At 61.9% G+C, this 22,113-nt stretch carries 24 protein-coding genes; 23 read left to right on the top strand and 1 reads right to left on the bottom strand.

Annotation, left to right across the window (positions count from 1 at the left end; genetic code table 11):
- The 21 genes from BLU15_RS08310 to BLU15_RS08210 form a co-directional block, all read left to right on the top strand.
- Positions 1-537, top strand: a 537-nt coding sequence (locus tag BLU15_RS08310; RefSeq protein WP_256386599.1) for a flagellin, incomplete at its 5' end; no start/stop codon positions are given.
- A 377-nt stretch (positions 538-914) separates the two neighbouring features.
- Complete coding sequence (locus BLU15_RS08305; RefSeq protein WP_090294967.1) at positions 915-1,889, top strand: flagellin N-terminal helical domain-containing protein; 975 nt, start codon at positions 915-917, stop codon at positions 1,887-1,889.
- A 451-nt stretch (positions 1,890-2,340) separates the two neighbouring features.
- The gene (locus BLU15_RS08300; RefSeq protein ID WP_090295132.1) at positions 2,341-2,994 is read left to right on the top strand and encodes a hypothetical protein; all 654 of its coding nucleotides are present in this window, start codon (positions 2,341-2,343) and stop codon (positions 2,992-2,994) included.
- Entirely contained in the window at positions 2,991-4,262 is a 1,272-nt protein-coding gene (locus BLU15_RS08295; RefSeq protein WP_060516531.1) for a MotB family protein, read from the top strand. The genes BLU15_RS08300 and BLU15_RS08295 overlap by 4 nt, the downstream gene beginning before the upstream one ends.
- A 5-nt stretch (positions 4,263-4,267) precedes the next feature.
- The gene (gene motC, locus BLU15_RS08290; protein ID WP_034800729.1) at positions 4,268-5,569 is read left to right on the top strand and encodes a chemotaxis protein MotC; all 1,302 of its coding nucleotides are present in this window, start codon (positions 4,268-4,270) and stop codon (positions 5,567-5,569) included.
- Positions 5,566-6,981 carry a flagellar hook-length control protein FliK gene (locus BLU15_RS08285; RefSeq protein ID WP_090294965.1) on the top strand — a complete coding sequence of 472 codons (1,416 nt, stop codon included), beginning with the start codon at positions 5,566-5,568 and terminating at the stop codon, positions 6,979-6,981. Before motC ends, BLU15_RS08285 begins: the two co-directional genes overlap by 4 nt.
- Positions 6,932-7,489 carry a transglycosylase SLT domain-containing protein gene (locus BLU15_RS08280; protein ID WP_034800733.1) on the top strand — a complete coding sequence of 186 codons (558 nt, stop codon included), beginning with the start codon at positions 6,932-6,934 and terminating at the stop codon, positions 7,487-7,489. The genes BLU15_RS08285 and BLU15_RS08280 overlap by 50 nt, the downstream gene beginning before the upstream one ends.
- A 269-nt stretch (positions 7,490-7,758) precedes the next feature.
- On the top strand, positions 7,759-8,430 hold the full coding sequence (gene rem / locus BLU15_RS08275; protein WP_034800735.1) for a transcriptional activator Rem: 672 nt from the start codon (positions 7,759-7,761) through the stop codon (positions 8,428-8,430).
- Between the two features lie 91 nt (positions 8,431-8,521).
- Positions 8,522-9,733, top strand: coding sequence for a flagellar hook protein FlgE (locus BLU15_RS08270; protein ID WP_034800738.1), 1,212 nt, complete (start codon positions 8,522-8,524; stop codon positions 9,731-9,733).
- Positions 9,734-9,756: 23 nt separating this feature from the next.
- Positions 9,757-11,214, top strand: a complete 1,458-nt coding sequence (gene flgK, locus BLU15_RS08265; RefSeq protein WP_060516524.1) for a flagellar hook-associated protein FlgK — start codon at positions 9,757-9,759, stop codon at positions 11,212-11,214.
- Between the two features lie 2 nt (positions 11,215-11,216).
- Positions 11,217-12,263, top strand: a complete 1,047-nt coding sequence (locus tag BLU15_RS08260; RefSeq protein ID WP_090294962.1) for a flagellar hook-associated family protein — start codon at positions 11,217-11,219, stop codon at positions 12,261-12,263.
- A 34-nt stretch (positions 12,264-12,297) separates the two neighbouring features.
- Positions 12,298-12,645: a flagellar biosynthesis regulator FlaF gene (gene flaF, locus BLU15_RS08255; RefSeq protein ID WP_034800744.1), complete on the top strand. Its 348-nt coding sequence runs from the start codon at positions 12,298-12,300 to the stop codon at positions 12,643-12,645.
- Positions 12,642-13,091 (top strand): flagellar biosynthesis repressor FlbT, encoded by a 450-nt coding sequence (gene flbT, locus BLU15_RS08250; RefSeq protein WP_034800746.1) that lies wholly within the window; start codon positions 12,642-12,644, stop codon positions 13,089-13,091. Before flaF ends, flbT begins: the two co-directional genes overlap by 4 nt.
- Positions 13,082-13,492 (top strand): flagellar hook assembly protein FlgD, encoded by a 411-nt coding sequence (gene flgD / locus BLU15_RS08245; protein WP_034800748.1) that lies wholly within the window; start codon positions 13,082-13,084, stop codon positions 13,490-13,492. Before flbT ends, flgD begins: the two co-directional genes overlap by 10 nt.
- Before the next feature lie 7 nt (positions 13,493-13,499).
- Complete coding sequence (fliQ, locus tag BLU15_RS08240; RefSeq protein ID WP_034800750.1) at positions 13,500-13,766, top strand: flagellar biosynthesis protein FliQ; 267 nt, start codon at positions 13,500-13,502, stop codon at positions 13,764-13,766.
- Between the two features lie 131 nt (positions 13,767-13,897).
- Positions 13,898-15,985, top strand: a complete 2,088-nt coding sequence (gene flhA, locus BLU15_RS08235) for a flagellar biosynthesis protein FlhA (RefSeq protein WP_034800753.1) — start codon at positions 13,898-13,900, stop codon at positions 15,983-15,985.
- Positions 15,982-16,734, top strand: a complete 753-nt coding sequence (fliR, locus tag BLU15_RS08230; protein WP_034800756.1) for a flagellar biosynthetic protein FliR — start codon at positions 15,982-15,984, stop codon at positions 16,732-16,734. The genes flhA and fliR overlap by 4 nt, the downstream gene beginning before the upstream one ends.
- Before the next feature lie 4 nt (positions 16,735-16,738).
- A complete protein-coding gene (locus BLU15_RS08225) occupies positions 16,739-17,152 on the top strand; it encodes a hypothetical protein (protein WP_090294960.1) in 414 nt (137 codons plus the stop codon).
- Positions 17,153-17,232: 80 nt separating this feature from the next.
- Positions 17,233-17,787 (top strand): rod-binding protein, encoded by a 555-nt coding sequence (locus BLU15_RS08220; RefSeq protein ID WP_090294958.1) that lies wholly within the window; start codon positions 17,233-17,235, stop codon positions 17,785-17,787.
- Between the two features lie 125 nt (positions 17,788-17,912).
- Entirely contained in the window at positions 17,913-18,281 is a 369-nt protein-coding gene (locus tag BLU15_RS08215) for a hypothetical protein (protein ID WP_034800762.1), read from the top strand.
- Complete coding sequence (locus BLU15_RS08210) at positions 18,281-18,847, top strand: hypothetical protein (RefSeq protein ID WP_060601879.1); 567 nt, start codon at positions 18,281-18,283, stop codon at positions 18,845-18,847. Before BLU15_RS08215 ends, BLU15_RS08210 begins: the two co-directional genes overlap by 1 nt.
- A 67-nt stretch (positions 18,848-18,914) precedes the next feature.
- On the opposite strand, the gene BLU15_RS08205 is transcribed toward BLU15_RS08210, so the two are convergent.
- Positions 18,915-19,904, bottom strand: coding sequence for a glycosyltransferase family 2 protein (locus BLU15_RS08205; protein WP_090295131.1), 990 nt, complete (start codon positions 19,902-19,904; stop codon positions 18,915-18,917).
- A 140-nt stretch (positions 19,905-20,044) separates the two neighbouring features.
- Here BLU15_RS08205 and BLU15_RS08200 point away from each other — a divergent pair, with 140 nt between their 5' ends.
- Together BLU15_RS08200 and BLU15_RS08195 are read left to right on the top strand one after the other, a co-directional pair.
- Positions 20,045-21,292, top strand: coding sequence for a glycosyltransferase family 4 protein (locus tag BLU15_RS08200; protein WP_244546721.1), 1,248 nt, complete (start codon positions 20,045-20,047; stop codon positions 21,290-21,292).
- A complete protein-coding gene (locus tag BLU15_RS08195; RefSeq protein ID WP_244546720.1) occupies positions 21,289-22,104 on the top strand; it encodes a WecB/TagA/CpsF family glycosyltransferase in 816 nt (271 codons plus the stop codon). The genes BLU15_RS08200 and BLU15_RS08195 overlap by 4 nt, the downstream gene beginning before the upstream one ends.
- Positions 22,105-22,113: the final 9 nt, after the last annotated feature.

Below are 22,113 nucleotides of genomic sequence, written 5' to 3'. Positions count from 1 at the left end.
ACCGACCCGAACAACGCTGCCGGCACGAAGTCGGTCGTTGGTTCGTTCAACCGCGACGCCAAGGGCAATGTCAGCCTGACGACGCTGCAGTACGATACCAACAAGAGCTCGCTGATCGAAGTGAACGCTTCGGGTGCCAACGTCACCAACGGCACGGGCCTGCTCTCCAGCAACATCTCCTACACCGACACGACCGGCGCGACCGTATCGCTGACCTTCAGCGTTCTGTCGCTCGACATCACCAGCATGACGAACGGCGCTCTGTCGCAGGCTCTGTCGGGTGTTGACTCGGTCCTGACCCAGATGACCGACGCTGCCGCCGACCTCGGTGCGCTCAACAGCCGTATCGATCTGCAGAAGGGCTTCGTCGAAAACCTCTCGGACTCGATCGAGAAGGGCGTTGGCCGTCTCGTCGACGCCGACATGAACGAGGAATCGACCCGCCTGAAGGCTCTGCAGACGCAGCAGCAGCTCGGCATCCAGGCACTGTCGATCGCCAACTCGAACTCGCAGAACATCCTGTCGCTGTTCCGTTAATCGATCGACCGAACATGACGGGCGATCTTCGCCCGTCACTTCGAAAAGAAGCCGCACATCCCCCGTGGATCGTGCGGCTTTTTCGTTTTGCGCTCCGGTATTCAATGGCCGTCAGGCGTGCCGCATGCCGCCGGCATTCGTTCCATGGGTGACGGTACGCATCTTAACGCTTCGTCCATCTTCCCTTATTTTTGTTCACCTTTGTTACCGACTTCCTAACGGCATTAACCATTTGTTAACTATGAGATCGTTACATCTTGGTTAAGAGCGAAGGGTCGCCTCCAGGGCAAAACAGGGGCGATTCGCATGATGCCAGTCCCATCGCTGCCGGTAACACTCCGGAATGTCCTTAGGAATTCATTCGGGACAGGTGACCAATGACAAGCATCATGACCAACACCGCCGCCATGGCGGCTCTCCAGACATTGCGTTCGATCAACTCCGACATGGCGGAAGTCCAGGACCGCATCTCCTCGGGCTACCGCGTGCAGACGGCTGCCGACAACGCCGCCTATTGGTCGATCGCGACCACCATGCGTTCGGACAACAAGGCCCTCTCGGCCGTTCAGGACGCCCTCGGCCTCGGCGCCGCCAAGATCGACACGGCCTATGCGGCAATGAATTCGTCGATCGAGGTCGTCAGCGCGATCAAGAGCAAGCTCGTCGCGGCGAGTGAGCCGGGCGTCGACAAGCTGAAGATCGACAAGGAAATCACCGAGCTCAAGAACCAGCTTATCTCGGCCGCCCAGTCCGCATCCTTCTCCAGCGAAAACTGGCTCTACAACGCCGCCACAGCTCCGGTCGGCACGAAGTCCGTCGTGGCCTCGTTCAACCGTGACGCCAACGGCAATGTGTCGGTCACGACGCTCGACTTCGACACCTCGCAGTCGATGCTGATCGACAAGCAGAATGCGAGCCGAGGCATCCTGACCAGGAACTACGACGCCTCCCAGCTCACCTCTCCGCCCGGCACGGCGGGCGCGCGCCTGTACCACCTGATCGGCGCACCGGCGACGACGCCAATCGGTACGACGGCGGAAGTCAAGCTGACCGCATCGACGACGCCTGCCGAAATGGCCGATATGATCAGCGTCGTCGAACGTATCCTCAACCAGCTGACGGACGCCGGCTCCACGCTCGGCGCCATCACCAAGCGCATCGAGTTGCAGGAGGGCTTCATCGCCAACCTGATGGATACGATCGACAAGGGCGTCGGTCGTCTCGTCGATGCCGACATGAACGAGGAATCGACACGGCTGAAGGCGCTGCAGACGCAGCAGCAACTGGGCATCCAGGCGCTCTCGATCGCCAACACCAATTCCGAAAATATCCTGCGCCTGTTCCAGCAGTAAGGCGCAGCGGCGGACAGCGGCCGGAAGCGGCCGCCGATCCGCCAAACTGAGCCCATCACCCCGCATGCGGGTAACGGCACTTTGAGTTCTGCCACGTCGTCGGTCACGGCACCCGGTGGAAACGGTTGGACCGCGCTAATTGCCCTGGCGCGGTCCAACACATTCATTTTCGCACAAGTTTGACCGAATAGCCTTCCCTCGCAGTCCTGTCGGATGACTGCCGGCCAAAATGACCTTTGCGCCGCCGCCTGCATCAGATCGCTCCGGGAACAACCGACCCCGGATCACGCTGATGTACGTCAAGAATGCTGGGTCTGCCGTATCCGACGGTCGGGCCCGAGGGAGACATGTCAGCAGTGCCAGGAGCAATGGAAGTCCGCGCCAGGGAGCGCCGCCTCTCAAGCAGATGGGGATCGCCGCATTGCCGCAGGTCCGCTGCAGGGGGCCGGCCATGAGTGCAATGCTCTCCCGTTATCTCAAGGACTTCAGCGCACCGAAAGTCGAGCTGTCGCTGATGCCTCCGAAGTATTTCCCCGATCTGGATACCGACTATGCCGATGGCGAGCGCCTCGGCGCGAGACCAGCCATGCCGGAAATCGATATCGATGCCGAACGCCGGCGCGCCTTCGCCGAAGGGCGGGCCGAGGCGACCGCCGAACTCGTCTTCGAACAGGAAAAGCAGATAGCCGAACTTCAGGCGGCGCACGCGGCCGAACTCGAGGCGCTGACGCGGCGCTTCGAAGAGGAAACCGCGAACCGTCTCGCGCTGCGCATCGACGAAATGACCGAGGGGCTTGCCGTCGCACTCGGCGATCAGGCCGCCCGCGTGCTCGCGCCCATCATGGGCGATGCCCTCATGCAGCGCGCCGTTGCCGATATGGCGCAGATGCTGCGCCAGGGACTTGTGGCCGGCGAAGGCTGCACCATCGTCGTCAAAGGCCCGGCGTCTCTCTTCGAGGCGCTGAAGCGCCAGCTCGGAGAAGACATGCCGTCCTTGCGGCACGTCGAATCTGACGATGTCGATCTCGCCGTCGAGATGGATGGCACCATCCTCGTGACGCGCATGGCCGCCTGGGCCGATACAGTTCGGAAAGTTCTCGCATGAGCGACGAAAACCACCACAACGGCAAGCACGAGATCATCATCGTCAAGCGCCACAGCGGCAGCCATGATGGTCACCATGGCGGCTCCTGGAAGATCGCCTATGCCGACTTCATGACGGCAATGATGGCCTTCTTCCTCGTGATGTGGCTGATCAATGCCGCCAACGAAGAGACGAAGGCGGCGATCGCTTCCTATTTCAACCCGGTGCAATTGACCGACCAGAAGCCTGCCGAACGTGGCCTGAAGGACCCGGCCAAGGATGCGCAGGGCGAAGAAACGCAGCAACGTTCGAAGGTTGACGGCGAGCAGGAAAAGTCCGGTGGCTCGGCCAAAACCGGCGATCAGCTGACGGCGACGTCGGGCGAAGAGACGAAGTACTCCGACGCCGACTTCTTCGAAAACCCCTATTCCGTTCTTTCCGAGATTGCGCGCGAGGTCGGCCAGCAGGCCAACATCAGCGTCAAGGGCGAGGGCGGTGCGGCCCAGTCCGGCCCGGCCACCGGCGCCGATGGCGGCGAAGCCTATCGTGACCCGTTCGATCCGGACTTCTGGACCAAGCAGGTCGAAGTGAAGGACGCCGGCAACACGGCCGAAACCGTTGCTGCCCTTGCCGACAAGTCGACGGAGCCCGCAGGCGCGACGCCGGCCGTCAAGAAGTCCGAGGCGGACGCGTCGCAGGAGCCGCATGAAGCGGCCGACAAGCAGGCCGGTGACGGCAAGGACACCGATACGGGAGCTGGCAAGGACCCGGCGGACGCCGCAGCCGGCGAAAAGCCGAAGACCGAGGCCGCCGAGGCCGACGCCAAGGAGCAGGCGGCCGAACTCCAGGCCGAGCTGAAGAAGCAGCTTGCCGGCGAGGCGGGTCAGCTGGCCGAGGGACTTGTCGTGACACCCGCTGAAGGCGGCCTGATGGTGACGATCAGCGAGCGGACCGATGCGCAGATGTTTGCCGTCGGCTCGGCCGTGCCGCAGAAGGAACTGGTACTGGCGATGGAAAAGATCGGCCATCTGCTGGCTGAGCGTCAGGGCGCGGTTGCAATCCGCGGCCATACCGACGGCCGTCCCTTCAAGGATGGCACTTATGATAACTGGCGCCTCTCCGCCGCCCGCGCCCAGAGCGCCTATTACATGCTCGTCCGCGGTGGCCTGAAGGAAGATCGCGTCAGCCAGATCAGCGGCTTCGCCGACCGGCGGCTGCAGATCCCCGGCGATCCCTACGCCCCGGGCAACCGCCGCATCGAGATCCTCTTGCAATCGGCTCCGGGTTAAGCACCATGCTGAGACGCCTGCGAACCGCTCTGATGGCCTGCTGTGTGCTGGCGACCCCCGTTTTAACCGGAGGTGCCAGGGCGAACGATATCGAGGAGCTCGCACCCTTCAAGATGATCCGGTCGCTGCAATATGTGCAGGACTCGGTCGTCCTTGGCGACCATTCGGCGATCGAAATGCAGCGCTTCATGCTGGGCGCCATCGACAAGCGCCTGCGTGCGGCCGACGCGGCGGTCTTCCGTGATCCGCGCAACGTCGATGCGGCGCTGGTCTATGCCATGAGCGGCGGCAATCCGGAGACGCTGAAGTACCTTGCGGATCACGATGTGGCCGGGAACTTCGATTCCCGCGTCACCGAGGCGCTGACGCAATATCTGAATGGCAAGGGCGGCCTGATCGTCGAGAGCCTGTCCAAGGCCGCGCCTGAGTACCGCAGCGCCCGCATCGGCCCGTATCTCTACCTCATCCTCGGCAACGCGACGTCGCAGCAGGATCCTGTGGGCGCGATGAAGTACTACGACTGGGCCCGTCTCGCGGCCCCGGGTACGATCATCGAAGAGGCTGCCCTGCGTCGCTCGGTTTTCCTCGCGGTTCAGGCGGGCGACGCGGACAAGGGCTTCCGCTATGCGCTGACCTATGCCCGCCGCTACCTGACCTCCCCCTATGCCAGCCAGTTCGCGGATGTCTTCGTCGAACTCGCCGTCGCCCATTTCGATGGCGGGGCGCAGGGGCGAATTTCGGAGATCCTGGGTTTCATGGACGCGCCGCGCCAGCGCGAAGTCTTCCTTCGCGTCGCCCGCCGCGCGGCGATCGCCGGCAAGCAAGAACTCGCAAAGCTCGCGTCTGAACGCGCCGAGGCGCTCGGCGCAGATGGCGCGCCGCAGCCGAAACTGCTTGCCAGCTTCTATGCCGGATTGGCCTCGGTGCCTTCCAATGACGTGTTTGCCGCGACGGCGAGCCTGGCGGCGATATCGGATGCGGAGCTTTCGCCGCGCGACCGCGCCTTGCGCGACGCTGCAAAGGCGGTTGCGGACGCCGTCGTCCGGCCACCTGTCGGTGAAAGCCTCACGCAAGCGTTTGCGTCTAAACCCGATAGACCGGTTGAGGCGAACGCGTCGGCCGCAAGCGAGGAAACTGGCAGCGGCATGAGCCCCTTTGGAAGCGGGCAGACCCCGGCGGTTGCGCCGGAGACCGTGGCCGCATCCGGCGCAGACGAGGTGGCGGACCCGAAGCACGATGGCTTCGTGGCGAAAGGACGATCGAAGATCGAAGAGATCGACGCTCTCCTGAAGGGAGAAGACAAATGAGGGCTGAGGACACCCTGCGCATGCCTCCGACACCTGTCGGCACGGGAAGCGGACGAGCGGGCGGCAAGGAGCAGGCCGGTGGTGCATCGGCCGGCGCGTTTGAAGATGCAGTGGCCAATGCCGGGCGGCAAAAAACCAACGACCAGCCGGGTTCAGGCAAAGGCGGCAACGACGCCGCTGCCGGCAGCGACGCGGAGGCGGGAGCCTTGATCGACAAGGACAATATTGCCAAGGCCGCGGGCAGGGCCGTGACACGCAGCATCAGCCTTGGTCGCAACGACCAGTTCGACGAACACGCGCTGCGCGACCATTTCCAGGCGGCCGAGCGCGGCGTTGGCAGCAAACGTGCCGTCGACAAGACCGATCCGGCCAAATCGGCTGCCGTGTCCGATGATCTGGCTCAAGTGGAGGTCGATGAAGAACTCGCCAAGCGCATTGCCACCTTGACGAAAGGCATTGGCAAAGCGCCGGCAGATGGCGCCTCGGTCGATGGCGACGTCAACGCCGGCGGCGAGGGCGCTGAAGCCAAGCAGACAGCTACAGCGATGGACGATCTGCTGACGCTGCTGGGCGGTGCCCAGGCGACGCAGCCTCAGGGACAGACGGCGGCCGCGCGCCAGGCAGCGGATGGCCAGATTGAAGGCGCGGCGCCCGTTGCCGGTGGCAGCGAGCATGGCGCGAAAGCCGAGGCACAGGCGGGCGAGAACGACCCCGACGGGCTCTTCCGCTTCGCCCGGGCTGACGGCAAGGGACAGGCCGTTTCCATGAGTCTCTCGAAGGACGGTGATGCAGCGTTCGACGCTGCCCGCTCGCAAGGCTCCGCCAAGGTCGAGAATGTCACCGTGCTCGAGGCCCGGCGTTATCTCGGCATCTCGATGAGCCCGAACACCAGCGCCGTGGCAGACGCCATCGCCGGTGAGGCCACCACTTCCCTGCAGCCAAGTGCTGCACTCGGTCAGCCGGGCGCGTGGACGCAGGCCGGCAAAACGCTCAACACCCTGAAGATCCAGCTTCACCCGATCGAGCTTGGCCTTGTCACGGCCACGCTGCGCCTGAAGGATGACGAACTGCAGGTCGAGCTGAAGGTCGAGAACGGCGACGCCTTCCGGCAGTTGCGCGACGACCAGAACGACTTGGTCAAGGCGCTGCGCGCTCAGGGCTTTGCGGTCGATCAGGTGAACATCGTATTCAACTCCGGCGGCGACACGTCGTCCGGCGGCGGGTCGCAGGCGCAGGCCCAAGCCCAGGCCGGGCAGCAGGGCCGAGAACGCGCCGATGGCAACGGCCAGGGACGACAGCAGCGACAGGACGACAGCCAATCTTCGGCGGCGGAAAGGTGGGTTGGCAATGGCGGGACGGACGATGCGGCTGCCGGCACTGAGCGCTCTCGTACTGGTCACGTCTACATGTAGCGCTTTTGCCAGCGCGGACGCAGGCGTCTGCGAGCGCGAGATCATCAGCGCAGCGGCGAAGTACGATATCCCGGCCGGGATCCTCTATTCGGTCGGGCTGACCGAAACCGGCCGCAAGGGATCGCTTCAACCCTACGCGATGAACATCGAAGGCAAGGCTTATTTCGGTAGCAGCGAGCAGGACGTTCTGACCCAGTTCGGCAACGCGCGGGCACAGGGTGCCAAGCTCATCGATCTCGGCTGCATGCAGATCAACTATTACTTCCATGGCGAGCATTTCAGCTCGCCGCAGGAGATGCTTGACCCGCGCAAGAATGTCGAATATGCCGCGCGCTTCCTGGCCAATCTCCATGCGAGGCACGAGACCTGGACAATGGCCGTTGCGCGCTATCACGCAGGCCCGAACAACGACCCGGCGCAGAAGAAATATGTCTGCCGGGTGATCGCGAATCTCGTCGCGACCGGCTACGGCAAGTGGACGCCGAACGCCACGCAGTTTTGCCAATAAGCAACCATCAATTGTATTAGCATCCCATTTGCCGCATTGTGGCGACAATGCGCGGACAATGTGACCGCAAGCGATTTGTCGTAGTCCGTTAACTTTTCCACATTATTTTAGTGCCACCTTGAGGCGGGTGCTACTAGATATAGATCAAATCGGCGAAACATGGTTAATCAATTATTAATTCCACCCAGTAACTTCCTCTAGTTGTTCATGAATCCCTCGATTCGTACCTCTCAATCAGTGCGGAGCCATACTGATTCGGAGGCGGGCGAATGATCGTAGTGGTTGATGAAAGAGAGCTGGTGAAGGACGGGTATACGTCCCTCTTCGGACGTGAAGGTATTCCCTCGACGGGTTTCGATCCCAGGGAGTTTGGAGAGTGGGTAAACGCGGCTGCCGATTCGGATATCGATGCCGTGGAAGCCTTCCTGATCGGGCAGGGCGACACCACCTTCACGCTGCCGCGGGCCATCCGCGATCGCTCGATGGCACCGGTCATCGCGATGAGCGACACGCCGTCCCTCGAAAACACGCTTGCACTCTTTGATTGCGGCGTCGACGACGTTGTGCGCAAGCCTATCCACCCCCGCGAAATCCTTGCCCGCGTCGCTGCGATCCGCCGGCGCTTGAAGGCGATCGCCAACTTTACCGACATTGGTCCGATCCGCGTTTTTGCCGACGGCCGTGATCCGGAAATCAACGGCGATGTCTTCGCCCTGCCGCGCCGCGAGCGCCGCATTCTCGAGTATTTGGTCGCAAACCGCGGCCGTCGCGTCTCCAAGTCGCAGATCTTCAACGCGATCTACGGGATCTTCGACGAGGACGTCGAGGAAAACGTCGTCGAAAGCCACATCAGCAAACTGCGCAAGAAACTGCGCAAGAAGCTCGGTTTCGACCCGATCGATTCGAAGCGTTTCCTTGGCTACTGCATCGACTGGAACTGAGCGCCACGCCGATGGGCGGGCACTGAACCAAGACAGGTTCACGCAAGGCCCGCTTCCTAGTGTCGCCGTAACAAGGAAATGAGGATCCGATATGAGTCTCTATGGCAGCATGAGAACGGGTGTGTCCGGTATGAACGCCCAGTCGAACCGTCTGGGCACGGTCGCCGAAAACATCGCGAACGCCAACACGACCGGCTACAAGCGCGCCTCCACTGAGTTCTCGTCGATGATCCTGCCTTCGGGCGGCGGCAACTACAATTCCGGCGGTGTCGAAACGCAGGTGCGCTACAGCATATCCCAGCAAGGCGGCACCAGCTATACGACGTCGGCGAGCGACCTTGCCATCAACGGCGGCGGCTTCTTCATCGTTTCGGGCAATGGCGGTGAGAACTTCCTGACGCGTGCCGGCTCCTTCGTTCCGGACAAGAACGGCAACCTCGTCAACACCGCCGGCTTCACGCTGATGGGCTACGAGTACAAGGCCGGCGTCGATCCGACCGTCGTCGTCAACGGTTTTGACGGCCTGGTACCGGTCCAGCTCAAGGACGAGGGCCTGGTCGCCGCTGGCTCGACCAAGGGTACGATGGAAGCAAACCTGCCGTCGGGCGCGGCCGTCAACGATCAATCGAAGACCTCGATGGTTGTTTACGACAGCCAGGGCAACACCCGCATCCTCGATTTCACCTACACCAAGACAGGTCCGAACGCCTGGGGCCTGAGCGTCGTCGATCGCACATCGGGCACTACAGTCGGTACCCAGACCATGACGTTCGACGCGGCCGGCAAGCGCATCGGCGCCGTCCCCGCGACGCTGACGACGACGGCCATCAACAACCTGCCCGGTACCGGCGCCAACCTTGGTGCGATCACGATCGACACCTCCAAGACCACGCAGCTCGGTGGAGACTTCAGCAGCACCGGCGGTGGCATCGACGGCAGCAAGCCGAGCAAGATGTCGGGCTTCGAGATCGACAAGGAAGGCATCGTTTACGTCAAGTATGGCGACGGCAACCTCATCCCCAAGTTCCGGATCGCCCTTGCGACCGTCCAGAGCCCGGACAAGCTGCAGCCGCAGTCCGGCAACGTCTACTCGCAAGGGGCGGATTCAGGCGTTATTGTCACCGGTTTTGCCGGCTCTGGCGCTTTCGGCAACATCCAGTCCAAGGCACTCGAAAACTCCAACGTCGACATCGCCAACGAGCTGACCTCGATGATCGAGGCGCAGCGCAACTACACGGCAAACTCCAAGGTGTTCCAGACCGCCTCGGACCTGCTTGACGTGCTTGTCAACCTGAAACGGTAATTGAAAGAGATACGGTCCGCGTCATGTCGCTGTCCTCCGCAATATCCATCGCACAGCAGGCCTTCAGCAACACGGCGCAACAGACCGCGATCGTGTCGAAGAACATCGCGAATGCGGGCAATGCGGATTATTCGCGTCGCCTTGCCCTCTTGGGCAGCACCGGCAACGGCGCGCAGGTCGTATCCATCTACCGGGCACAGAACGAGGCGCTGCTCAAGCAGAGCATCGCCAGCATCGGCGAAGCCTCCGGCCAGGCGCGGCTTCGCGATGGCCTGGAACTCCTGAAATCGGCTCTCGGCGGTAACAACTACGAGACTGCGCCGTCAAAGCTGCTGTCGGAGTTTCGCAACAGCCTGCAGACGCTGGCCTCGACCCCGGGCAACAAGACGATTGCGGCGGCAGCGGTCACCAGCGCCCAGGACCTTGCCGATTCCCTGAACAAGACCTCTGCCACCGTGCAGAACATGCGCGAAGATGCCGACAAGGAAATCGCTCTTGAGGTCGACAAGCTGAACAGCCTGCTTGCGGACTTCGAACGGGTGAACAACGAGGTCAAGTCGGCGACTGCATCCGGTGGCGATGCGAACGATGCGCTTGACCAGCGCGACAAGATCCTGAAGCAGATTTCGGAGATCGTCGGCATCTCCACCGTTACGCGCGGCAACAACGATACGGTGATCTTCACCACCGACGGCACGGTGCTTTTCGAGAACATTCCGCGCCAGGTGACGTTCGCGCCGACAACGACCTATGACGCCACCGTCACCGGCAACAAGATCTTCGTCGACGGCGTACCGATCGCCCCCGGAAGTGGCGCAGATACGACCGCCAAGGGCAAGCTTGCGAGCCTCGTGCAGCTGCGCGACGACATTGGGCCGAAGTTCCAGTCGCAGCTGGACGAGATCGCCCGTGGTCTTGTCGAGCTTTTCAAGGAAGGCAACCCCAGCGGGGTGCCGCCGGTTCCCTACCAGCCGGGCCTCTTTACCTGGGGAAGCGCGGGTGTGCCGGCTGCCGGCACAGTCGTTCCCGGACTGGCATCGAAGATCACTGTCAACGCCCTGGCCAAGGCCAACCCGCTTCTTTTGCGTGACGGCGGCTTCAACGGCGTTGTGTCGAACCCTGGCGGTGCGGCAAATCCGAGCCCCGGCTACACGGGCCTTCTCGACGGCTTCATCAACAAGATGGGCGAGAACATGACGTTCGACCCGTCGACCGGTCTCGACGGAACCAGCAGCCTGCTAAACTTCGCGACCGGGTCGGTCGGCTGGCTGGAGCAGACCCGAAAGACGGCATCGACCGCCGACGACAACAAGCGCGCTATGCTGTCGCGCACCCAGGAAGCGCTCAGCAAGCAGACCGGGGTCAGCATCGACGAGGAACTGTCGCTGCTGCTCGATCTCGAACAATCCTACAAAGCATCGGCCAAGCTGGTGAGTACCGTGGACGCCATGATGGCGGCCTTGATGGAAGCTGTGAGGTAATCATGAAGACGTCCTACGTTTCTAATCTGGCGATCCAGACCGCCATGCGCATGACGATTCAGCAGAACCAGATGGATCTGCTGAAGGCGACCCAGGAGCAGACGACGGGTCGGCACTACGACGTCGGCTTGACGCTTGGTGCGACGGCGTCGCGCTCGCTCAACCTTCAGCGCGAGATCGACCGGCTGAACTCGATGAAGAGCACCAACTCGGTCGTAACCCAGCGCCTCTCCGGCTCGCAGGGTGCGCTGGAAACGATGGCGAAAGCGGCCGAAAAGGTGCGCGACACGCTCGTTACCTACAAGGGCAACGATGCCGCGAGCCAGCTTAAGATCCAGAAGACCGAGATCTTGGGCGCGCTGCAGACCTTCACTGCCGCCGCAAACACGTCCTTCAACGGCGAGTTCCTGTTTTCGGGCATCAATACCGACGCCAAGCCTCTCGCCGACTACACCGCTACGTCGGCGGCAAAGACTGCCTTCGACGCTGCGTTTACGGCGTTCAAGACCGCCAACAGCATCACGTCCGACGACCAGATCACCGTCACCCAGATGCAGGACTTCATCAAGAATACGGTCGAGCCGATGTTCACCGGTACGGGCTGGGATGCGAATTGGTCGGACGCATCCAGCCAGAACATGACGAGCCGGATCAGCGCCAGCGAAGTCATCGAAAGCTCGACCAACGCCAATACCAACGGCTTCCGCATGTTTGCCCTGGCAAGCGTAATCACGGCCGAGCTGATGGACAAGAACGTGACCCCCGAGGTGCGGGCGGCGATCGGTGTCGAGGCGTTGCAGTATGCAGAGCAGGGCATCGCCGGCCTCAATGCAGAGCGCAGCCAGCTCGGTATTTCGGAATCGCGGGTGAAGAAGGCGAACACCTCGATCGACGCGCAGCTCAAGCTGGTCAACACGCATGTCGCCGACCTCGAAGGCATCGATCCGATCGAGACATCGACCCGGATCAACACGCTCAAGGTGCAGTTGGAAACGTCCTATACACTAACGTCGCGACTACAGCAGATGAGCTTGCTCAATTTCCTCTAGTGTGAGGAGCCGGACAAACATGAAGGATGTCTGAATGTACCAATTTTCCTATGCCGAGATCATGGAGGACGGCGTCGCCGACTCCAAGAATCGAGAACGGCAGGTACTCGATCGCTCGATCGCGCTCATGGAAGCAGCGAAACAGCAGAAAGGGTATTCGAGAGAGGCCATCGAGGCCATCTACTTTACCCGGCGCCTGTGGATCCGTTTCATCGAGGATCTGCGTGCACCGGAGAACCAGCTGAACGAAGAGCTGCGCGCCAATCTGATTTCGATCGCCATCTGGATACTCAACGAGACGGAAAAGATCCGCAAACGCGAATCCTCCAACTTCCAGGGCATAATTGACATTACCACCATCATCAGGGATGGACTGAAATGAAGAGCACACTGCGTATCTCGCTGAAGTCGGGCGAACGGATTTTTGTAAACGGCGCGGTGCTGCGCGTGGACCGGAAGGTCGCGGTCGAGTTCCTGAACGATGTGACGTTCCTGCTCGAAAACCACGTGCTGCAGCCGGAAGACGCAACGACGCCGCTGAAGCAGCTCTATTTCATCGCGCAGATGATCCTCATCAATCCGGAAGGCGCCGAGCAATCGACCGCGATGTTCCGCAAGTCGATCGTCATGCTGCTCAACTGCTTCAAGAACGAAGAGATCCTCGCCGAACTGAAGCGCGTCGACGGGCTGGTGACCAACGGCCGCGCCTTCGAAGCGCTCAAGGCGATCCGCGGCCTCTATGCAATCGAAGACCGCATTCTCAACACGCAGGAAATCACGCCGGCAACGGTCGAGCAGATTCGCAAGGAGATCGCACCATGGCGGTAAGCGGCGTCAGCAACAACGGCTACACCCCGAATGTTTCGGCCCAGGATTCGGGCGGCGACGCCGCAAAGGCATCGCTCAACTACGAGAGCTTCCTGAAGCTGCTCGTCGCCCAGATGAAGAATCAGGATCCGACGCAGCCGATGGATGCGACGCAGCAGATTGCCCAGCTTGCGACCTTCTCGCAGGTGGAGCAGACGATCAAGACCAACAAGAACCTTGAAAGCCTGCTGCAGCGCACGTCGCTGAGCGAGGCGGACGCCGTCATCGGGCGCACCGTCACCAGCGAAGACGGCAAGACCACTGGCGTGGTTAAGGAAGTGAAACTATACTCTGACGGAATCATTGCGGTGCTGGATAACGGCAAGGAGCTTGTTATCGGCCCGGGCGTCAAGGTGAAGTGATAACTCCATGAATGAGGCGGATGCCCTCGATATTGTACAGGCCGCGATCTGGACCGTGATCGTGGCCTCAGGGCCCGCCGTTCTCGCCGCCATGGTTGTCGGCGTCGTCATCGCCTTCATTCAGGCGCTGACCCAGGTCCAGGAAATGACGCTGACCTTCGTCCCGAAGATCCTTGCCGTCATGATCACGGTTGCCGTGTCCGCGCCCTTTATCGGCGCCCAGATTTCTATCTTCACCGACATCATCTTCTCGCGGATCCAATCCGGTTTCTGAAGCCGCAGCGCCAAAGCTGTTCGCATGCGGCGGCATGAAACCCTCGCGCAAGCTTGGGTCGCTATCTCCGTCTCTATGGTGGGGCAGCGCGTGTGAATGCTGCCTTGATCTCATGATGAGACGGAAGAGACATGGCACAGCAAGCAGCGCTGATCATCCCGAAAGTAGCACCGAAGGGCCGGGACGTCGGCTTCGCGCTCGGGATCGTCGCGATCCTGTCGATCCTCTTCCTGCCCATCCCGCCCTTCCTGATCGACATGGGGCTCGCGTTCTCGATCGCCTTTTCCGTGCTGATCCTGATGGTCTCGCTGTGGATCCAGCGTCCGCTCGAGTTCTCCTCGTTCCCGACCATCCTGCTGATCTCGACCATGGTGCGCCTGGCGTTGAACATCGCCACCACCCGAGTCATCCTTTCGCACGGCCACGAGGGCCACGGCGCTGCCGGCGGCGTCATTTCCGGCTTTGCCAGCCTCGTCATGTCCGGCGATTTTGTCATCGGTCTGATCGTCTTCCTGATCCTCATCACCGTGAACTTCATCGTCATCACCAAGGGTGCGACGCGTATCGCCGAAGTCGGCGCGCGCTTCACCCTCGATGCGATCCCCGGCAAGCAGATGTCGATCGACGCCGACCTGTCGGCGGGCCTGATCGACGAGAAGGAAGCACAGCGCCGCCGGCGTGAGCTCGAGGAAGAAAGCTCCTTCTACGGCGCCATGGACGGTGCTTCCAAGTTCGTGCGCGGCGATGCGATCGCCGGCCTGATCATCACCGCGATCAACATCTTCGGCGGCATCATCATCGGTTACCTGCGTCATGGCATGCCGATCGGCGAAGCGGCCGACGTTTTCGTCAAGCTCTCGGTCGGCGACGGTCTCGTCTCGCAGATCCCGGCGCTCATCGTCTCGCTCGCCGCCGGCCTTCTGGTGTCGCGCGGCGGCACGGCCGGCTCCACCGACCAGGCGGTGGTCGGGCAGCTCGGCGGCTATCCGAAGGCGCTGATGGTCGCCTCCGGTCTTATCATTCTCCTGGCGGTCGTTCCCGGCCTGCCGTTCCTGCCCTTCGCCGTGCTCGGCGGCGGCATGGCGTTCCTGAGCTGGCTCGTGCCGCGCCAGATCGAGGCTGCCAATGCCGCGCGTCGCGCCGAAGAGGCGGCCAAGGTCCAGCAGACCAAGGAAGGCGAGCAAGATTCGGTCAAGTCGGTGCTGAAGACCGCTGAGATCGAGCTGCTTCTCGGCAAGCAGGTCTCGACCCGCCTGCTTGGCGCACACCAGGAACTCGCCTTCCGCGTGGGCAAGATGCGCCGCAAGTTTGCTGGCCAGTACGGCCTCGTCATTCCGGAGATCAAGGTTTCGGACGACATCAGCATTCCGGACAAGGCCTACCACATCCGCATCCACGGCACGACGATCGCGTCCAACACGGTGCGCGTCGGCGAAGTCCTGGTGGTCACCGGCGGCGGTCGCCGGCCGAGTGTTCCGGGCGACGAGATCCGCGAACCCGCCTTCGGCATGCCGGCGGTCTCGATCCTCGAAACCTTTACCGAGGACCTCAAGCGCGAAGGCTTCCATCCGATCGATAACGTCTCGGTGGTGTTGACGCATTTGAGCGAAGTGATCCGCAACAACCTGCCGCACCTGCTTTCCTATAAGGACGTCAAGGTGCTGATCGAGCGGCTCGATCCGGAGTACCGCAAGCTCGCCGACGAAATCTGCACCTCGCACATGTCCTATTCGGGCCTGCAGGCGGTGTTGAAATTGCTGCTTGCCGAGCGTGTCTCGATCCGCAACCTGCATCTGATCCTTGAAGCGGTCGCCGAACTCGCGCCGCATGTACGCAAGACTGAGCAGATCGTCGAGCATGTGCGCGTGCGCATGTCGCAGCAGCTTTGCGGCGACCTCGCCGACAACGGCGTCCTGCGCGTGCTCAGGCTCGGCAACAAGTGGGACATGGTCTTCCACCAGGCGCTGAAGCGCGACGCCAAGGGCGAGGTCGTCGAGTTCGACATCGATCCGCGTCACCTCGAAGAGTTCAGCGAGCAGGCGACGAAAGTTATCCGTGAACATCTCGATCGCGGCATGCCCTTCGTGCTGGTAAGTTCGCCCGAATCCCGTTCTTATGTGCGCATGATCATCGAGCGCCTCTTTGCCACCTTGCCCGTGCTCTCGCATGTCGAGCTTGCCAAGGGCCTTGAGATCAAGATCATCGGCTCCATTTCATGATCACCGACCCGGAGGGCACGGTGCTGGCGCTGTTTGCGGCCTTCTGCCGGATCGGCGGCTGCATCATGATCATGCCCGGGTTCTCCAGCGCGCGCGTTCCGATGCAGGTGCGGCTGTTCATTGCAGTCGCGGTTTCCATGGCGATCCTGCCGGTCATGTGGACGGACATCTATCCGCAGGTAACCGGCAAGGGGCACAGCTACATCTATTTGATCGCCGCCGAGACGGCGGTCGGCGCGGTCATGGGCCTTGTCGCCCGCTACTATGTCCTTGGACTGCAGTTCACCGGAACGGCGATCACCATGTTGATGGGCTTTGCCTCGCCGCCATCGTCGGACGTGATCGAAGATACGCCCGAAAACCAGGTGACCAGCTTGATCAGCTTCGCCGGCCTGATGGTGCTGTTCATGCTGGATTTCCATCATGTGATGATCGAGGCGATCGTTCAATCCTATCGGGCCATGCCGATCGGCACTCCCTTCGATCCGCAGGGTGTGCTGATCACGCTCACGGATTCGCTGGCGCAGATCTTCATGATCATGTTGAGGCTCGCGAGCCCCTTCATCATCTATGGCCTGCTTTTCAACGTGGCGATCGGCATGGTGAACAAGCTGGCGCCGCAGATCCCGATCTACTTCATCTCGCAGCCCTATCTGATCATGGGCGGCTTGTTCCTGCTCTATCTCGGTATCGCTGCGATGCTGCGCCTGTTCGGCGACGGTTTCGCGCTGGTCATGCAGGGAGGATAGCCGCATGAAGACCCGCTCGCAGAAGCTCAAGCGCCTGGTCGCCGTCCAACGCCATCTGGAGCAGATGGCGGAGGCGGATTTCATTGAGATGGTGCGGCAGCGCGAGGTCCTGGCTGAGACGATCGATGTCGTCGTCGATGCCATGGGCTCGGCTCATCCGATGCACCGCATGTTCTCCGGCCACTATTCCTCGCAGATCGGACGGCTTGTGCAGAAGGACCAGATGCTGCACGGCATCCAGCAAACGCACGAGGCGCGCATGCTGAGGGAGCGCGCGAAAGCCGACCGGCTCGAGGAAAACATGAAGGAGGCCCGCCAGTCCGAGGACCGCGAAGAGGCCGACAATTCCATCTACGACCTGATCGATCAACACGTTACGGGCAACGCGCCAGCTTCCCGTAAGCTTGACGGGCGATAGTACGTCATTCCCGGTTTGCTCCGATGGCGGAGCGGATCCGGGCCGACCAATGCCCAGGCTCGATTTTGAGAGGATTCGTCATGGCCATCTCTCCGCCCAGCGATCTGGTGATGGATGTCGTGCGCGCCGCCGACCCCACCGAAGTGCAGGAAGCGCAGGCGCGGTTGAAGGCCAACCGTGCCGCGTTCAAGGCGACGAGTCTGGCGGAAAACGGCAACGGCTTTGCCGCTGCCGTCAACGTTCTCAATCTGTCGCCGGAAGGTTCGAGCGGGCTCGGCGACCTCAACAACCGCGTCGAACAGAAGAAGATTCCGGAGACCTATCGCAAGTTCGAGGCCATGGTGCTGCAGAACTTCGTGAAGTCGATGCTGCCGACCGATAGCGAGAACGTTTTCGGCAAGGGCAATGCGGGTGATATCTGGAAGAGCATGATGGCCGAGCAGATCGGCGACGTGATCTCCAAGAGCGGTGGCATCGGCATTGCCGAACAGCTCGCGGGCGCCGAAGGCACCGATCGGGTTCAGGCATCGCTGGACGGTAACAGCCGAAACCTCGCCGCAAGCCTCGTGCAGGAATACGAGCGCAAGACGCTGACCGGCTTTACGACCGACAACGACAAGAACAAGCAAGCCTAGGGCGGGGTGGGGGAACTGCTTGCAGTTTTCCGTCCGCACTTCGCTCTAATTCATAGGAATAGATCGCGCTTGAGAATCCGGTCGATCCGACCAGAAATCATCGTGATCCAAATGGGAGTTGATTCATGGAAGCCATGGCATCCAATGACGTCCGGATCCAGAACGTGCTCGGCCGCCTGGAAATGATCCTCGACAACGAGAACAGCCGGATCGGCATCGACCCGGAATTCGATATCAAGACATCGAACGCGCACAAGAGCCGTTGCCTCTACGAACTGACGATGCTGCACCGTGACATGCTGCCGGGCGAAAACTCTTCGGCTTTCTCCTCGCATGCTCTGCACCTGCGCGAAAAGCTGTCGGTCAATTCGCAGAAGGTCGAGGCCCATCTCGAAGCCGTTCGCGCCGTCGTCGACCTCCTGAAGACCGCCGCCCAGGATGCCGATGCGGACGGCATCTATTCCGAAGCGCAGTTCCGCTATAGCGATTTCTGATGCTGAAGCTCGTTTTCACCGGGGTCTGGGTCTGCGCGGTCACGCTCGGATCCGTCTACTTCTCGATGCAAAGCGCCTCCGCGCCCGCCGTCCCGGACGGCGAGGCTGCCCGGCGCGCATCGGAGCAATATGTTCCCGGTGAGATGATCACCATTCCGGTCATCCGGGATGGTTCCGTTCAGGGCTATTTCCTGACCAAGCTTTCCTTCTCCGCCACCAAGGAGGGGATCAACAATCTTCGCGCGCCACTGCGCCAGATGGTTACCGATGAGCTCTACGATTTGCTCGTCGGTTCGAAATTCATCGACATCGCCGACACCGGTACGTTCGACCTGCCCACCTTCAAGACGACGGTAAAGGACGGCCTGAACAAGAAGCTCGGCGACGAGGTGATTACCGAGGTGCTCGTCGAGCAGCTCGAATATCTGACCAAGGAAGACGTCAAACGCGTCGCCAACAGCCAGAATGTGCCGCGGCAAAAGCCGGTCCCGATCACCGACAGGAACGGCAACGTCGCCGGCGACAAGTTGCCTGAAGGCGCCGTCAAGGCAAGCAGCGCGCACTGATGATTGTTGGAAGGGACGCCCGGGTGGGTTTCCGCTCGGCCGCTTGCCCTCGACGAGGCGGCATCCGTCAGTTCTTTTCCGGGGTGCGGTACTGCTCGTTGATGAGGCCGAGTTCCGCCATCAGCCGGCCGATCGCCACATAGAAGTGGTATAGTCCGGCCGCTGCCAGCCCGCTCTTGTTCCACAGTTCCAGCCCGCGCGGCACCGATGCGCCAAGCAGCGCCAGCGATTTGCCGAAGGTCCTGAGCCGGCCTTTGAAGCTCGGGTCACGCCGATGTTCGAGCATCGTCGAGATCGCGCCGTTCCTGAGGCTGCGCGCCCTGATCCAGGATGCGCTGGTGCGGCGGGCGGGCACGGTCTCGGCAACCCAGGCGTCGGTTGCCCAGGCGAAGGAAAACCCTTTCGCCTTGCAGCGGCTGTAGAAATCCGCATCGCCGCCGCCGATGAAGTTGAAGGCGGGATCCAGGAAGGGTTGCGGCATCGTGTCCAGCACTCCACGCGTAACGAGCACGTTGCCGGAGGAATAAAGGATGGGCACCGGCCCGGTCGCGTCATAATGGGGCGTGAAGACCGGATGGCGTTTCCACTTCTGCCCGCCATCGCCTTCGAAAACCGGAAGCTGCGGGCCGCCGACCATATCGGCACCGGTCGTTTCCTGTGCCGCGATGAGGCAATCGAGCCATTCGGGCGCCGCCACTTCGTCGTCGTCGATGATCGCGATCGCCTTGAGGTTCGGGTAGGTTTGGAGCGCCGTCGCCCAGCCGGCATTGTAGGCGTGGCAGTTTCCGCGCTGATGCGCGACGATCACGACAGAATCCGAAGGATGTCCCAGGAAGAAGTCTTTTGCCGCCGCAGCCCCGGCCAGCCCGTCGGCATCGTTTTCGACGACGACCGTGGCGTAGGAGATGTCAGGCCTTTGGGAAACAATGGTTTTCAGCGTCTTGACGACATGGTCCGGCCGACGGAACGTCGGCAGCACGACGACGAGTTCGATGTCGCCGGCGTCTTCCAGCTCTGTCCGGAAGTAGACGGAAATGTCCTGGCCGGTCGTCGTCATGGCGAAACCTGTAAAAGCAAAATTGTGTCGCAATACAGCAAATCTTCCTAAACAGATGCTGAACCCTGGCGGCATATTTTGAAAGGGGTCTTTAAGCGCTCCTTCACCCCATGCTGCTAATGAAGGCCGCAGTTCCATTCATGACGCGTGGCAAAATGCATCTGGTCCTGGTCTCTTCGCTCGTTCCCGTCGCCAATCCGGCGTCCGGTTTCGACATTGCCAACCGGGCTGTGCTCGACGGTCTGCGCGCGCTCGGTCACCGCGTCAGCGTCATTGGTTTTCTCCAGCCGGGACGCGTGCCCGCGCCCGATTGCGATATGCATTTTCTCGGCGAGCTGGAAGTCACCAATGCCAAGGTTGGAACGTGGCAGAAGTTGAGCTGGCTCGCGACGGCCTTCCTCAACCGCACGACCGTCTCATCCGGCAAGATGCTGGTGGTGTCGTCGAGCCGGATTCAGTCGATCCTCGAGAGCCTCGCTCCGTTCGACGGTCTCGTGCTCAACTCGGTGCAACTGCCGGCCGCTTTCCAGCAGGTTTTCCGCCCCCATCCGTCGATCTATGTCGCGCACAATGTCGAGGCGGATTCTGCCTTTGAGAGTGCCGAGCGGGCCAAGGGTACGGTCGAACGCTTTCTTTTCCGGCGCGAGGCGCAGTATCTCGAACGCTACGAGCAGCAACTGGCGCAGAATGCGGTGGCCGTCTGGACGTTTGCGGAGGCCGATCGCTTCGGCTTCGGCCGCGCCGTCAGCGACCGGGCCTTCGTGCTGCCTCTGGTCACCGGTTGGGATGCGGCAGTAGTGCCGACAGAAGCAGCCGAGCTCCAGCAGGACCTCGGCTTGATCGGGACCTGGAGCTGGCGGCCGAACCGATTGGGGCTCGACTGGTTTCTCGCCGAGGTCGTACCGCATCTGCCGCAGGATCTTTCGATCGCGATTGCCGGCCAGATGGACGGCATACCGGCGGTTTCCCATCCCGGTGTTCGCTTCGTCGGACGGGTTCCTGATGCACGCGCCTTCGTCACGGAAAGTGCCGTCATACCGCTCGTCAGCCGGGGCGGTACGGGCGTCCAGCTGAAGAGCATCGAGACCTTTGAGCTTGGCATGCCATCCGTGGCGACGCAGGCGTCGTTGCGCGGCATCGAGGCGCTTCCTGAGAATTGCGCCGCGGCCGAAGATCCGGCCGAGTTCGCGCGCCTGTTGGTCGACAAGGTCACCCGCGCGCGCGGCGGCGACCGCCAACGCCTTGACGGTTCGGTCTTCCATCGCGCCCAGAAGGCGAAGCTGATGCGGGTCATGCGCAATGTGCTGGCCGGCCTCGCTCCGAGTGCCTCGGCCGAGACACCCTCGGTTCCGCCCGAGCTGAAGGTCCATGACGGGGGGCGGTCGTGACCAAGACGACCGCCGGCGCGAACACCGCCCTGTCCAGGCGCCTCATCCTGGGCATGCCGGTGGTCGATTTCGATTGGGAGAGCGCCTTTGCCTTTGCGGCCGACGCGCTGTCGCGCCCGGGCGGGCAAACAACGCTCGCCTTCCTCAACGCCAACAATGCCAACCTGATGATGCGCGACGGCGAGTACCGCGAGGTCCTCGGCCGCCAGGTCGTCTTTCCCGACGGTCACGGCGTCGATATCGCTTCCTATCTCTTTTACGGCAGCATGTTCCCGGCCAATCTCAACGGCACGGACTTCGTGCCGGCGCTGCTGACCTTCATCGACCGGCCGCTGCGCGTTGCGATGATCGGCGCCCGTGCGAAGGTGCTTGCGCGCGCGGCCGAGAATTTTCGCAGGCACGCGCCATGGCACGAGTTCCTCCCCGTTTCCGACGGGTTCTTCGATCGTGACCACTCCCAGCAAGTGCTTGCCGATGTCCGGGCGCTGAACGCTGATATCCTGCTGGTGGCGATGGGAAGCCCCGGTCAGGAGAAATGGGTCGATGCCCATGTGGGGCCGCAGGACGCCCGGCTGGTCATTACCGTCGGCGCGCTCTTCGATTTCGTCGCCGAGGCGTTTCCGCGGGCGCCGAAGTTCCTGCGCCGGATGCGGCTGGAATGGTTCTTTCGCCTGGCGGTCGAGCCGCGGCGCATGTGGCGTCGCTATGTCCTCGGAAACCCGCTTTTCCTGTTTTACGTCCTCTGGCACAAGCTGTCGGGGCGGGCGCGGGAAAACGTCGCCGACACCAGCCTTCGGACGGGAACATCGTGAACGGTCAGA

This window comes from Ensifer sp. YR511 (genome assembly GCF_900103045.1).
GTDB classification, from domain to species: Bacteria; Pseudomonadota; Alphaproteobacteria; order Rhizobiales; family Rhizobiaceae; genus Ensifer; species Ensifer adhaerens.
This window is presented reverse-complemented; position numbering and strand designations above follow the sequence as displayed.

Excerpts from the sequence above, each read along its gene's own strand:
- BLU15_RS08305 (WP_090294967.1), top strand. The coding sequence starts at position 915 with ATGACAAGCATCATGACCAACACCGCCGCCATGGCGGCTCTCCAGACA.
- BLU15_RS08300 (WP_090295132.1), top strand. The coding sequence starts at position 2,341 with ATGAGTGCAATGCTCTCCCGTTATCTCAAGGACTTCAGCGCACCGAAA.
- BLU15_RS08295 (WP_060516531.1), top strand. The coding sequence starts at position 2,991 with ATGAGCGACGAAAACCACCACAACGGCAAGCACGAGATCATCATCGTC.
- motC (WP_034800729.1), top strand. The coding sequence starts at position 4,268 with ATGCTGAGACGCCTGCGAACCGCTCTGATGGCCTGCTGTGTGCTGGCG.
- BLU15_RS08285 (WP_090294965.1), top strand. The coding sequence starts at position 5,566 with ATGAGGGCTGAGGACACCCTGCGCATGCCTCCGACACCTGTCGGCACG.
- BLU15_RS08280 (WP_034800733.1), top strand. The coding sequence starts at position 6,932 with ATGCGGCTGCCGGCACTGAGCGCTCTCGTACTGGTCACGTCTACATGT.
- rem (WP_034800735.1), top strand. The coding sequence starts at position 7,759 with ATGATCGTAGTGGTTGATGAAAGAGAGCTGGTGAAGGACGGGTATACG.
- BLU15_RS08270 (WP_034800738.1), top strand. The coding sequence starts at position 8,522 with ATGAGTCTCTATGGCAGCATGAGAACGGGTGTGTCCGGTATGAACGCC.
- flgK (WP_060516524.1), top strand. The coding sequence starts at position 9,757 with ATGTCGCTGTCCTCCGCAATATCCATCGCACAGCAGGCCTTCAGCAAC.
- BLU15_RS08260 (WP_090294962.1), top strand. The coding sequence starts at position 11,217 with ATGAAGACGTCCTACGTTTCTAATCTGGCGATCCAGACCGCCATGCGC.
- flaF (WP_034800744.1), top strand. The coding sequence starts at position 12,298 with ATGTACCAATTTTCCTATGCCGAGATCATGGAGGACGGCGTCGCCGAC.
- flbT (WP_034800746.1), top strand. The coding sequence starts at position 12,642 with ATGAAGAGCACACTGCGTATCTCGCTGAAGTCGGGCGAACGGATTTTT.
- flgD (WP_034800748.1), top strand. The coding sequence starts at position 13,082 with ATGGCGGTAAGCGGCGTCAGCAACAACGGCTACACCCCGAATGTTTCG.
- fliQ (WP_034800750.1), top strand. The coding sequence starts at position 13,500 with ATGAATGAGGCGGATGCCCTCGATATTGTACAGGCCGCGATCTGGACC.
- flhA (WP_034800753.1), top strand. The coding sequence starts at position 13,898 with ATGGCACAGCAAGCAGCGCTGATCATCCCGAAAGTAGCACCGAAGGGC.
- fliR (WP_034800756.1), top strand. The coding sequence starts at position 15,982 with ATGATCACCGACCCGGAGGGCACGGTGCTGGCGCTGTTTGCGGCCTTC.
- BLU15_RS08225 (WP_090294960.1), top strand. The coding sequence starts at position 16,739 with ATGAAGACCCGCTCGCAGAAGCTCAAGCGCCTGGTCGCCGTCCAACGC.
- BLU15_RS08220 (WP_090294958.1), top strand. The coding sequence starts at position 17,233 with ATGGCCATCTCTCCGCCCAGCGATCTGGTGATGGATGTCGTGCGCGCC.
- BLU15_RS08215 (WP_034800762.1), top strand. The coding sequence starts at position 17,913 with ATGGAAGCCATGGCATCCAATGACGTCCGGATCCAGAACGTGCTCGGC.
- BLU15_RS08210 (WP_060601879.1), top strand. The coding sequence starts at position 18,281 with ATGCTGAAGCTCGTTTTCACCGGGGTCTGGGTCTGCGCGGTCACGCTC.
- BLU15_RS08205 (WP_090295131.1), bottom strand. The coding sequence starts at position 19,904 with ATGACGACGACCGGCCAGGACATTTCCGTCTACTTCCGGACAGAGCTG.
- BLU15_RS08200 (WP_244546721.1), top strand. The coding sequence starts at position 20,045 with ATGACGCGTGGCAAAATGCATCTGGTCCTGGTCTCTTCGCTCGTTCCC.